General features: G+C 54.1%; 13 protein-coding genes. All 13 read left to right on the top strand.

Translation table 11 applies throughout. From position 1 onward, the window contains the following. Positions 1–9 precede the first annotated feature (9 nt). The 13 genes from NIG5292_RS12665 to dxs all read left to right on the top strand — a co-directional run bounded on the left by NIG5292_RS12665 (position 10) and on the right by dxs (position 12,145). On the top strand, positions 10–876 hold the full coding sequence (locus NIG5292_RS12665; RefSeq protein ID WP_048599911.1) for a polyprenyl synthetase family protein: 867 nt from the start codon (positions 10–12) through the stop codon (positions 874–876). Beyond that, positions 877–1,962 (top strand): methyltransferase, encoded by a 1,086-nt coding sequence (locus NIG5292_RS12660; RefSeq protein ID WP_048599910.1) that lies wholly within the window; start codon positions 877–879, stop codon positions 1,960–1,962. A 128-nt stretch (positions 1,963–2,090) separates the two neighbouring features. Further along, the gene (gene bchC / locus NIG5292_RS12655; protein WP_048599909.1) at positions 2,091–3,032 is read left to right on the top strand and encodes a chlorophyll synthesis pathway protein BchC; all 942 of its coding nucleotides are present in this window, start codon (positions 2,091–2,093) and stop codon (positions 3,030–3,032) included. Then, entirely contained in the window at positions 3,029–4,030 is a 1,002-nt protein-coding gene (locus NIG5292_RS12650) for a chlorophyllide a reductase iron protein subunit X (RefSeq protein ID WP_048599908.1), read from the top strand. Before bchC ends, NIG5292_RS12650 begins: the two co-directional genes overlap by 4 nt. Positions 4,031–4,057: 27 nt before the next feature. Then, positions 4,058–5,623, top strand: coding sequence for a chlorophyllide a reductase subunit Y (gene bchY / locus NIG5292_RS12645; RefSeq protein WP_048599907.1), 1,566 nt, complete (start codon positions 4,058–4,060; stop codon positions 5,621–5,623). Next, positions 5,623–7,101, top strand: coding sequence for a chlorophyllide a reductase subunit Z (gene bchZ, locus NIG5292_RS12640; protein ID WP_048599906.1), 1,479 nt, complete (start codon positions 5,623–5,625; stop codon positions 7,099–7,101). The genes bchY and bchZ overlap by 1 nt, the downstream gene beginning before the upstream one ends. Beyond that, a complete protein-coding gene (gene pufQ / locus NIG5292_RS12635) occupies positions 7,098–7,319 on the top strand; it encodes a cytochrome PufQ (protein WP_048599905.1) in 222 nt (73 codons plus the stop codon). The genes bchZ and pufQ overlap by 4 nt, the downstream gene beginning before the upstream one ends. A gap of 210 nt (positions 7,320–7,529) precedes the next feature. Then, complete coding sequence (gene pufB, locus NIG5292_RS12630) at positions 7,530–7,670, top strand: light-harvesting antenna LH1, beta subunit (protein ID WP_048599904.1); 141 nt, start codon at positions 7,530–7,532, stop codon at positions 7,668–7,670. A gap of 14 nt (positions 7,671–7,684) precedes the next feature. Continuing rightward, positions 7,685–7,849: a light-harvesting antenna LH1, alpha subunit gene (gene pufA / locus NIG5292_RS12625; protein WP_048599903.1), complete on the top strand. Its 165-nt coding sequence runs from the start codon at positions 7,685–7,687 to the stop codon at positions 7,847–7,849. A 124-nt stretch (positions 7,850–7,973) separates the two neighbouring features. Continuing rightward, positions 7,974–8,822 carry a photosynthetic reaction center subunit L gene (gene pufL, locus NIG5292_RS12620; protein ID WP_048599902.1) on the top strand — a complete coding sequence of 283 codons (849 nt, stop codon included), beginning with the start codon at positions 7,974–7,976 and terminating at the stop codon, positions 8,820–8,822. Beyond that, positions 8,815–9,744 carry a photosynthetic reaction center subunit M gene (gene pufM, locus NIG5292_RS12615; protein WP_048599901.1) on the top strand — a complete coding sequence of 310 codons (930 nt, stop codon included), beginning with the start codon at positions 8,815–8,817 and terminating at the stop codon, positions 9,742–9,744. Before pufL ends, pufM begins: the two co-directional genes overlap by 8 nt. A gap of 12 nt (positions 9,745–9,756) precedes the next feature. Then, positions 9,757–10,002: an RC-LH1 core complex protein PufX gene (pufX, locus tag NIG5292_RS12610; RefSeq protein ID WP_048599900.1), complete on the top strand. Its 246-nt coding sequence runs from the start codon at positions 9,757–9,759 to the stop codon at positions 10,000–10,002. Positions 10,003–10,240: 238 nt separating this feature from the next. Then, the gene (gene dxs / locus NIG5292_RS12605; protein ID WP_048599899.1) at positions 10,241–12,145 is read left to right on the top strand and encodes a 1-deoxy-D-xylulose-5-phosphate synthase; all 1,905 of its coding nucleotides are present in this window, start codon (positions 10,241–10,243) and stop codon (positions 12,143–12,145) included. The last annotated feature ends 89 nt before the right edge of the window (positions 12,146–12,234 follow it).

Genomic DNA, 12,234 nt, shown 5'->3' with positions numbered 1-12,234 from the left:
GAGCGGACCATGCCATTGTCGAGCCGAATAGAGAGCGCGATTAACGCAGCCATTCAGATAGGTGAGGCGCGGCCTGCGCCGCCTAAGCTGGCCTCGGCGCTTCGATACGGTGTTACGCCAGGGGGCGCGCGGATACGCCCGACGATCCTTACGTCTGTTGCTTTGGCATGCGGCGATGATCGTCCCGGGATGACAGACGCTGCTGCGGCGGCACTTGAGTTGGTTCACTGCGCGTCACTGGTGCATGATGATCTTCCGTGTTTTGACAATGCAGATACGCGCCGCGGCAAAAAGACTGTCCATTTGGCCTATTCTGAGCCGCTTGCAGTGCTCACTGGCGATAGTCTGATTGTACTGGCGTTTGATGTTTTGGCGCGCGCTGGCGTTGAAGATCCTGCGCGGGCGCTTGAGTTGGTGAAGATTTTGTCGACCCGAACTGGCAGTCCTTATGGCATTTGCGCAGGGCAGGGCTGGGAAAGCGAAACAGATGTGAACTTGTCTGCATACCATCAAGCCAAGACTGGTGCGTTATTCATCGCGGCAACCCAGATGGGCGCTGTTGCGGCTGGCCAAGAGGCTGAGCCATGGTTTGAATTGGGCGCACGGATTGGTGAGGCGTTTCAAGTCGCTGATGATTTGCGCGACGCGCTTTATGATGCAGAAACACTTGGTAAGCCCGCTGGCCAGGATGAATTGAACGCACGGCCCAATGCGGTCACAGAGCTTGGAGTGCAAGGTGCTGTGACGCGCCTTAAGGATATTTTGGGCGGTGCAATTGCGTCTATTCCGTCCTGCCCGGGCGAAGCGTCGCTCGCCAAGATGGTGCAGATGACAGCGCAGAAACTTACGCCCGTTGCGCCGGTTCCTGGCGAATAAATGACGGAAGCTGTATTGAAGACACGTTGGACCACCCGCCTTATTGCGAGCCGTGGTTTTCAAAAGTGGGCTGCGCGTTTTCCTTTTACGCGGGCTGTGGCGCGCCGTGAGGGTGAGGCGCTTTTCGATCTGGTATCAGGGTTTGTCTACAGTCAGGTTTTGTATGCCTTGGTAACCCTCGATATTCCTCAAACCTTAAAGGCAGCGCCCCGATCATCGCGCGCGTTGGGGGCAATGCACGGCATTGAAGAACGCAAAATGGAGGCGCTGTTACAGGCAGCACAGGCTCTAAAGTTAGTTCAAAAGCGCAAGGGCGCGTATGAGCTGGCGCGTCGTGGTGCAGCTCTTATTGGGGTGCCAGGCCTTGAGGCGATGATCCGCCATCATGATGTGTTTTACCGAGACCTGACAGACCCCGTTGCTTTGCTTCGCGGTGAAACAGAGACGGAATTGGCAAATTTTTGGCCTTACGTATTTGGCGGTGAAATGCCAGCAGAGCAGGCCAAAACGTATTCCGACCTCATGGCTGATAGTCAGGGTTTGGTCGCGGAAGATACGCTGCGCATGATTAATCTTGGCGGGGTCACGCGCTTGATGGATGTGGGCGGTGGATCAGGGGCCTTTTTGTCTGCCGTGCAAAAGGCCGCTCCTAAGCTGTCTTTGCGCCTGTTTGATTTACCAGATGTGGCCCCTCAGGCGCATACGCGTTTGGGAGACGGTGTTGAGCTGACATCGGGTAGTTTCAAGACCGACTCGCTGCCCGAAGGTGCCGATGCAATTTCTCTGATCCGAGTTCTTTATGATCACAGTGATGAGACAGTGCGTGATTTGTTGGCCAAAGCTTACACTGCTTTGCCAGCTGGTGGGCGCCTTATCATCTCAGAACCTATGACGGGTGGTGTGGTCCCGCACGGCCCAGGAAATGCATATTTTGCGTTTTACTGCATGGCCATGCAGACGGGCCGCGCGCGATCTGCTGAGGAAATCGCTCAACTTTGTACGGATGCTGGCTTTGAGGGTGTTCGCATCCCGCGCGCGCCGCGGCCTTTTGTGACCAGCGTTGTCGAGGCTGTCAGACCTCGTTGACAAGAGAATTTCAGAAAACTGTCTAATTTAATTGACACATTGGTGTGTCAGTTTAGAATGACAAACTAAGCGTAACGCTGTGCTGAGTCTTTCTTCACACATGCAAATACGTAGATGAGGGAGGAAACGTGGAAGCATCCGCAGTCATATTGAAAGGTCCAAAGGACCTTGGGCTTGCCAAAGTCGCGCTTAAAGCGCCGGCAGCGAATGACGTTGTGGTGCAGGTTGCTCACTCGGGCATTTCCACGGGTACCGAAAAGCTGTTCTGGTCCGGTGCGATGCCCCCATTCCCCGGTATGGGATACCCGCTTGTTCCCGGATATGAGGCCGCCGGCGAAGTTGTCGAAGCAGGCTCTAACTCAGGCTATAGTGTTGGTGAGCACGTCTTTGTTCCCGGTGCTAACTGTTATGAAGATGCATTTGGCCTGTTTGGTGGCTCTGCTGAAATTCTTGTTAGCGACGCCTCACGGGTAACCCGTATTGATCGCGGATTTGGTGCGCAGGGTGCTTTACTGGCATTGGCGGCAACAGCGCGTCACGCGATGGCAGGTGTTGATAAAGCATTGCCCGATTTGATTGTTGGTCACGGCACTTTAGGCCGACTTCTTGCACGCCTTACGGTAGCTGCGGGTGGTCCAGCGCCAACTGTTTGGGAAATTGATCCCGACCGTATGGCGGGTGCCCAAGGCTATCAGGTGGTGCATCCAGATGCTGACGCCCGCAAAGATTACCGCGCCATTTATGACGCGTCAGGTCACGCTGATCTGATCAATGATTTGATCGGTCGTATTTCCCGTGGTGGCGAGATCGTGCTCGCTGGATTTTACCAAGACCCGCTCTCTTTCGCATTTCCGCCCGCTTTCATGAAGGAGGCGCGTTTGCGGATCGCAGCAGAATGGAACGCAGATGATCTGATGGCCACGCGTGCACTTGTTGAAAGTGGCGCGCTGTCTTTGGACGGACTGATTACCCACGAACGCACGGCCGCTGAGGCGACTGATGCGTATGAACAAGCTTTCACGGATCCTTCTTGTTTGAAAATGATCCTCAACTGGAGTGCAGCAGCATGAAAGACGAAGTGCCGAACCTAAAAGATTTCGACCAGCGTTTGCGTGACGAAGCACACGAGGATCTGGCGGATATCATTGCTGAAGAGCCTACAAGTAAAACGCAGATCATTGCGATCTACGGCAAGGGCGGTATCGGTAAATCCTTCACACTTGCTAACCTCAGCCACATGATGGCCGAGCAAGGCAAGCGCGTTCTGTTAATTGGCTGTGATCCAAAGTCTGATACGACGTCCCTACTTTTTGGTGGCAAAGCGTGCCCAACGATTATTGAGACTTCCACAAAGAAAAAGCTGGCTGGCGAAGAAGTAAAAATCGGTGATGTTTGCTTTAAGCGTGGCGGTGTTTTTGCGATGGAACTTGGCGGCCCTGAAGTTGGCCGTGGGTGTGGTGGTCGCGGGATTATCCACGGGTTTGAGTTGTTGGAAAAGCTAGGCTTTCACGACTGGGACTTTGATTATGTCTTGTTAGATTTCTTGGGCGACGTTGTTTGTGGTGGCTTCGGTTTGCCAATTGCCCGCGACATGGCTCAGAAAGTTATCCTTGTTGCGTCTAATGATTTGCAGTCACTTTATGTGGCGAACAACGTTTGCTCTGCGGTTGAATACTTCCGCAAGCTTGGCGGCAACGTCGGTGTCGCAGGCCTCGTTATCAACAAAGATGACGGCACGGGCGAAGCAGCAGCATTTGCTGAGGCTGTAGATATTCCTGTGCTTGCGGCCATTCCGCAAGACGATGATCTGCGTAAGAAATCGGCAAACTACCAAATTGTTGGCACGTCGAAATCCCAATGGGGTGATTTGTTTGCAGGTCTTGGTGATGCAGTTGCGACTGCACCACCTGTACGTCCAGCGCCGCTTGACCAAGATGGGTTGTTGGGTCTGTTTGACGCCTCCGAAACCGGCGGTGATGTAGTGCTTGAGCCTGCAACTGATGAAGACATGCGCGGCAAGCACGCTGGTACGAAAGTCAGCCTTGAAGTGGTTTATGACGATGTTTGATCGTCGCCAAAATATGGACAGCGCTCAATGAGTGGTGAGGTCACATATGACGCAGCAGCGCAAGCTGAGGTGACAGTGGGCGAGGGCCGTTCTGCTGGTGCCGATGTGCCACCCGTGGGCGATGCGCTTGGGTGTCATTCAGGCAGCACAATGGCTGAGGCTGCGAAAGCTGCGGGTAACTCTGAGTTACTTGAAAAGTTTGCGGCCGATTACCCTGTTGGACCGCATGATAAACCGCAATCGATGTGCCCTGCATTTGGATCAATGCGTGTTGGTTTGCGTATGCGCCGCACAGCGACCGTTCTGTCAGGTTCCGCGTGTTGTGTGTACGGCCTGACCTTTGTGAGCCACTTTTACGGTGCCCGCCGCTCTGTTGGATATGTGCCATTTAGTTCCGAGACTTTGGTCACTGGTAAGCTGTTTGAGGACATTCGTGAGAGTGTTCATGAATTGGCAGATCCGGATCAGTATGATGCGATTGTTGTAACGAACCTATGTGTGCCAACCGCATCCGGTGTGCCTCTGCGGTTGTTACCAGACGAGATCAACGGTGTGCGTATCATCGGTATTGATGTGCCTGGTTTCGGTATTCCCACCCACGCAGAAGCAAAAGATGTCTTGGCGGGTGCGATGCTTAATTATGCACGCCAAGAAGTTGCTGCGGGTCCTGTGCCTGCGCCGAAGGGTGGTAAGAATGATCGCCCTACCGTGAGCTTGTTGGGTGAAATGTTCCCTGCGGATCCAATGATGATTGGCGCGATGCTTGCGCCGATGGGTCTGGCGGCTGGCCCTGTGGTGCCATGCCGTGAATGGCGCGAGCTTTACGCAGCCCTTGATTGTGGCGCGGTTGCTGCGATCCACCCGTTTTATACGTCAGCTGTGCGTGAATTTGAGGCGGCTGGCCGTCCGGTCGTGGGTTCTGCGCCCGTTGGTCTTGATGGTACTGCTGATTGGCTTGCAGGTATTGGTGATGCGTTTGGTCTTTCAAAGGATCAGGTCGCAGCTTCCCAGAATGCGTTTTTGCCAGCGATTAAAGCGGCCCTTTCCGAAAAGCAGATCAAAGGTGTTATCAACGTTTCGGGCTATGAGGGTTCCGAGTTGTTGGTCGCGCGTCTGCTCATCGAGAGCGGCGCTGAAGTGCCCTACGTTGGCACGGCTTGTCCAAAAACCGCTTGGAACAAAGCAGATGCAGAATGGCTTGCAGCCAAAGGTGCGACTGTCAAATTCCGCGCGAGCCTTGAAGATGATTGCGCCGCAATGGAAGCGATCAAACCTGATTTGGCAATCGGTACAACGCCTGTTGTTCAAAAAGGCAAAGAACTGGGTATTCCGTCTTTGTACTTTACCAACCTTATTTCTGCACGGCCCTTGATGGGGCCAGCGGGTGCTGGGTCACTGCAAGATGTTGTGACCGCCGCCATGGGCAACAAGTCCCGTATGGATCACATGCGTGCATTCTTTGAAGGCGTTGGTCACGGGGACACTGCGGGTGTCTGGGAAGGCAAGCCGAATGTGCGCGAAGACTTCCGCGCACTGAACGCTAAGAAAATTGAACGCGCCGCTAAGGCCGCAAAAGCGGCGGAGATGGTGTAATGCTGATCCAAGACCACGATAGAGCAGGGGGCTACTGGGGCGCTATTTATGCGTTCTGCGCAGTCAAAGGCCTGCAGTGTGTTATTGATGGTCCTGTCGGGTGTGAGAACCTGCCGGTAACTTCAGTATTGCATTATACCGATGGTCTGCCGCCCCATGAGTTGCCAATTGTGGTGACGGGTTTGGGCGAAGAAGAACTTGGCCGCGACGGTACCGAAGGTGCAATGAAGCGTGCGTGGGGCACTCTTGATCCTGCATTGCCTGCCGTTGTTGTCACAGGTTCTATCGCCGAGATGATCGGCGGCGGTGTCACGCCTATGGGCACAAACATTCAACGCTTTTTGCCGCGCACGATTGATGAAGATCAATGGGAAGCAGCGGACCGTGCAATGACGTGGATCTTTACTGAATTTGGCATGACCAAAGGTCGGATGCCCAAAGAGAAAAAGCGCGAAGAGGGCGCTGCCCCGCGTGTGAATATTTTGGGTCCGATGTATGGCACGTTCAATATGCCATCTGATCTTGCCGAAATTCGCCGCCTTGTTGAGGGCATCGGTGCAGAGGTAAACATGGTGATGCCGCTCGGGGCGCATGTTGCCGAGATGCGTGATTTGGTGAATGCAGATGTAAACGTCTGCATGTACCGCGAGTTTGGCCGCGGCTTGTGCGAAGTCTTGGGTAAGCCCTATCTGCAGGCACCCGTTGGCATCGACAGCACAACGAAATTTCTGCGGTCTTTGGGTGAACTTCTGGACCTTGATCCAGAGCCGTTCATTGAGCGTGAAAAGCATTCGACGATCAAACCTGTTTGGGATTTGTGGCGTTCTGTGACGCAAGATTTCTTTGCGACAGCCAGCTTTGCGATTGTAGCAAATGAAACCTATGCCCGCGGCATTCGTCATTTCCTTGAAAGCGATCTTGGCTTGCCTTGCGCTTTTGCTGTTGCGCGGACTGCAGGTAAGAAAACCAACAATGACGAAGTTCGTGCGATGATGGGCCAGAAGCGGCCCCTGATCGTTTTAGGCAGCATCAACGAGAAGATGTATCTTGCCGAGCTGAAATCAGGGCACGGTCCTGCGCCATCATTCATACCAGCCAGCTTTCCAGGTGCTGCTATTCGCCGTGCAACGGGCACACCCTTTATGGGCTACGCGGGCGCTACGTATCTTTTGCAAGAAGTCTGCAACGGGCTGTTTGATGCGCTGTTCCATATTCTGCCACTTGGCACAGAGATGGACGCAGCAGAGGCCACGCCAACTTCTTTGCGTCGCGATCTCCCATGGGAGCCTGAAGCTCAGGCCGCTCTTGACCGGATCGTTGCGACACACCCCATTTTGACCCGCATTTCAGCGGCCAAAACACTGCGCGATGCAGCTGAGAAATCAGCGCTCGATGCGGGACACGACACCGTTAGCACAGCGACGGTTGAAGCTCTGGCGCCACAGCAGCGCCAAGCACAACAAGGAGAGTCTGCATGACGGACATGACATCAAACCCACCGCGCGCGGCAAAAACAAAGTCTAACCAGACCGAGTTCGCCGTTTATTTCGCGGTCATTTTGCTGGCGACATTGCCGCTGGCATGTCTGAGTTGGGCGCTTGCCAGCCTCAAGTCAAAAAGTTTTCAGCGCAAAGGGCCATTTGCCCGCGCGTGGTCACAGGCGCGTATCATGACGCCTATGATTTTCTCGGCCTAAGGGCCGGGTCCGGCACGCAGGCCAGCCAGCCTGTTTGCCATACCAAGTTTTCTCAACGGCATTCGCCGGGTCGTTGGGGGAAGGACTGTGGAAGGGTTCTTCACGAGGTTCGTTATCCCGCCCCCGGGGTGACGGATTGTGGCAGGGGATGAGCCCCTGTCGTAACCCTGCCGCGGGGGATGCGCGGCATCAGTTATGGAGGAATATCCTATGGCTGACCTGTCCTTTACTGGGCTCACGGATGAGCAGGCTCAAGAGCTTCACTCGGTGTACATGAGCGGCCTTTGGCTGTTTGTTGCAGTTGCAGTTGTCGCGCACATTGCCACGTTCATTCAGTTTCCATGGTTCTAAGGAGCGATTGATAGATGGCTAAGTTCTACAAAATTTGGATGATCTTTGATCCGCGTCGCGTGTTTGTTGCACAAGGCGTTTTCCTGTTCTTGTTGGCAGCAATGATCCACATGGTTCTTCTGAGCACCGACGGTTTCAACTGGTTTGAAATCGCTGCTGCGAAGAATGGCCTGGGCTAATCGCACCGACCTAAGCAAACGCTGTGGGCGGGCCTGAACCCCGCCCACCGCATACACCAACTAAGTTTAACAAAGACGGCTCGTGTGGCGCCTGCCACCCTGCCGCTTAATGCGGAGATAGAAGATGGCATTGCTCAGCTTCGAGAAAAAATACCGCGTCCGCGGAGGGACATTGATCGGCGGCGATCTCTTCGACTTCTGGTTTGGTCCATTTTATGTGGGCTTCTTCGGGGTCACCGGAGCGTTTTTCGCGCTGCTCGGCACAGTCCTTATCTTTTACGGCGCATCACTGGGTGACACTTGGAACCCATGGCTCATTTCGATTGAGCCTCCTGAATTAGAAGTGGGCCTTGGCATGGCACCGCTGGCAGAGGGCGGCCTTTGGCAGATCATCACGATCTGTGCGATTGGCGCGTTTGTCAGTTGGGCAATGCGCGAGGTAGAGATCTGTCGCAAACTTGGCATGGGCTATCACGTCCCTGTTGCGTTTGGCATGGCGATCTTGGCGTATGTAACGCTTGTTGTAATCCGTCCTGTTCTTATGGGCGCTTGGGGTCACGGCTTCCCTTATGGGATTTTCAGCCACCTCGATTGGGTTAACAACGTCGGCTACGCGTACGGTAACTTCCATTACAACCCGGCGCATATGATTGCGATTACGTTCTTCTTCACAACCACGCTTGCGCTTGCGCTGCACGGTTCGTTGATCTTGTCAGCAGCCAACCCTGAAAAGGGCGAGCAAATGTTGTCACCTGATCATGAAGATACGTTCTTCCGCGATTTCATTGGCTATTCGATTGGGCCGCTAGGCATCCACCGTTTGGGCCTGTTGCTGGCACTGAATGCTGGTTTTTGGTCGGCGGTTTGTATCGTTATCTCCGGCACCATCTGGTTCGATGCGTGGTCTGAGTGGTGGTACTGGTACGTTGAGCTGCCCTTCTGGGCCGACATTGAGGGAGGCGTAAATGGCTGAGTATCAAAACATTTTCACCCAAGTGCAGGTTCAAGGCCCACCTGAATGGGGCATGGACAACGAAAACAACATGCAAGAAGAGCGCACAAAATCCGTAGGGTTTTCCACGCTCGCAGGTTGGTTTGGTAACGCACAGCTTGGTCCGATCTATCTGGGCCCGCTCGGTGTGATCTCTATGGCAACTGGCGCGATCTGGTTCTTGATGGTTGGCTTTAGCTTTTGGGCTCAAGCAGGCTACAACCCAGCCGTGTTCATGCGTGATTTGTTCTACTTCTCGCTTGAGCCGCCTGCACCTGAGTACGGTCTGTCCTTCGCGCCATTGGCCGAAGGAGGCATGTGGATCATCGCCAGTTTCTTCTTGCTGGTCTCTGTCATGACATGGTGGGCACGCTCATATGTTCTGGCGCAGCAACACAAGATGGGCAAACACGTCTTCTGGGCCTTTGGTGCAGCGATTTGGTTGTTCTTGGTGTTGGGTCTGATCCGTCCTGTGTTGATGGGAAGCTGGTCTGAGGCTGTGCCTTACGGCATCTTTAGCCACCTGGATTGGACGCTGAACTTCTCAGTGACGCACGGAAACCTGTTCTATAACCCTTTCCACGCACTTTCGATCGTGTTCCTTTATGGCTCGACCCTGCTCTTTGCGATGCACGGCGCGACCATCCTTGCTGTGACCCGTTACGGTGGTGATCGCGAATTGGAACAGATCGCCGATCGCGGAACTGCATCTGAACGTGCGGGTCTTTTCTGGCGCTGGACCATGGGTTTCAACGCGACGATGGAAGGTATCCACCGTTGGGCGTGGTGGTTTGCGGTGCTCACCTGCATCACTGGCGGTATCGGTATTCTTCTGTCCGGTACGGTTGTGGATGATTGGTATGCATGGGCGCAGCTGCACTATTACGCACCTGCAGATTTTTAGGAGGATATGAATATGTCAGATCCAAAACCCCCATTTGGTGGAGATTTCTCAAAGGCGCGTATGCAGTCTGAAATCTTCGGTCAGATGTTGTCCGGCGCAGTTATTGCCGCGGCAGTCATCGGTGGGCCTATCGTGTTTGTCTATGTGCTTGCGTTCCTTGGCTCGTTCTTGCCCGAGGATAGCAAAGAAGCGCTGGACCCAACTCCAGATAGCTTCTCGCATTACGAGCAGCTGATCGACGACCGAGCTTTCGTCTAGTCGGCATCTGGGTGAACTTTCTCAAGGTGGGTCGCCGCCGCCTTGCGGGAAACGAGATTGATTAGGGCGCTGCTGTTATGCGCGCGCCCTGATCACAAGCCATCAGATCCTTCCTTCCCGGTGGATCTGGTATCGGGGTCTCCACACCCCGGTTCCCTTCCTGTTGGCTACAGGAAACTGGCGTCGCATCGGGTAACCGGTGCGGCGCTTTTTTATTTCTGATCTGGGAGGATCCGCCATGACTGACCGTCCGTTGACCCCGCATCTTGACCGCATCACTACGCCCGCTGATTTAAAGGGGCTGACCGATGATGCTTTGCGACATGTAGCAGACGAAGTCCGAGCCGAGGTCATTTCAGCCGTGTCAGAGACAGGCGGTCATTTGGGCAGCTCCCTTGGTGTGGTAGAGCTGACTGTAGCGCTTCATGCGGTTTTCAACGCCCCTTACGACAAACTTGTCTGGGACGTAGGGCATCAGTGCTATCCCCATAAAATTCTTACAGCGCGCAGGGATCGTATCCGCACGCTTCGTCAGGAAGGTGGGCTATCCGGCTTCACCAAACGCGCAGAGTCTGAGTATGATCCTTTTGGTGCCGCGCATAGTTCTACATCGATTTCAGCGGCGTTAGGCTTTGCTACAGGTCGTGACCTTGGCATGCCAACGGGTGATGCGATTGCGGTGATTGGTGACGGCTCTATCAGTGCTGGCATGGCGTATGAAGCGATGAACAACGCGGGGCATGAAAAGCGCCGGATGTTTGTGATCCTCAACGATAACGACATGAGCATTGCGCCGCCCGTAGGGGCGATGTCCGCATATCTCAATCAACTCAATGGGACGCCCTTTGAGCTGTTCAAAGATATGGGCGAAGCTTTTGAAGCGTCGCTACCCCAGCCCATGCGAGACGGCGCGCGCCGTGCGCGTGAATTAGTAACTGGCCAAGGGGGTGGGAGTTCCTTGTTTGAGCAATTGGGCTTTACATACATCGGGCCGGTTAATGGTCACGACATGCCTCAGCTTTTGGCAGTTTTACGTCGTGCAAAGGCGCAGTCGGATGGGCCTGTTCTGATCCACGCGTGCACAGTAAAGGGCAAAGGATACGCACCGGCCGAGGCGTCCAATGATTGCTATCACGGCGTTTCAAGATTTAATGTAACAACTGGTGAGCAGCAAAAGTCCAAACCTAATGCACCAAGCTATACCAAAGTGTTTGGTGAGACTTTGACAGAACTTGCGGCAAGTGATCCCAAAATTGTGTCTGTGACAGCGGCGATGCCTTCTGGGACTGGGCTTGATCTGATGCAGAACCGTTTTCCGAAGCGGGTGTTTGATGTCGGCATCGCTGAACAGCACGCGGTCACATTTGCGGCCGGTTTAGCTGCCACGGGTCTGCGGCCGTTCTGTGCGATCTATTCAAGCTTTTTACAGCGCGGTTACGACCAGATCGTGCACGATGTTGCACTTCAGAACTTACCTGTGCGGTTTGCAATTGACCGTGCTGGGCTCGTAGGCGCGGACGGCCCGACCCATGCAGGTGCGTTCGATGTGGCCTATCTTGCGAACTTGCCAAATATGACAGTAATGGCCGCTGCTGATGAGGCAGAACTGAAGCACATGATCGCAACCGCTGCGGTCTTTGATGATGGGCCAATTGCGTTTCGGTACCCGCGCGGTGAAGGTGTTGGCGTAGCAATGCCTGATGCAAAAATCTTGGAGATTGGTAAGGGCCGTGTGGTGTCACAGGGTAGCGACGTGGCGCTTTTGTCCTTTGGTGCGCATTTGTCTGAATGCACCAATGCCGCAGAGGAACTCTCAACCCATGGCATTTCGTGTACCGTTGCAGATGCGCGCTTTGCTAAACCGCTTGATCAAGACTTGATCCGACAACTGGCCAGTCATCACCGTGCGCTAATCACAATTGAGCAAGGCAGCGAAGGTGGCTTTGGTGCTATGGTGCTGCATTATCTTGCGAACTCTGGGCTGCTTGATGGTAAGCTTGCAGTGCGCACCATGACGTTACCGGATCGGTTTATTGATCAAGCAAGTCCTGCTGCAATGTATGCTGATGCTGGATTAACAGCTGTCGATATTGCTGCCAGTGCTATGCAAGCAGTCGGGAAGAATATAATACATTTAACATAATCATGATTATGCGTAGCGCTCGCTTCAGTGGAAGTGAGCTACCTTCAAGTGCGCCCTTTGTTAGAAAGCAATACGTTATCTGACGAGAG

The organism is Nereida ignava (assembly GCF_001049735.1).
Lineage (GTDB): Bacteria > Pseudomonadota > Alphaproteobacteria > Rhodobacterales > Rhodobacteraceae > Nereida > Nereida ignava.
This window is presented reverse-complemented; position numbering and strand designations above follow the sequence as displayed.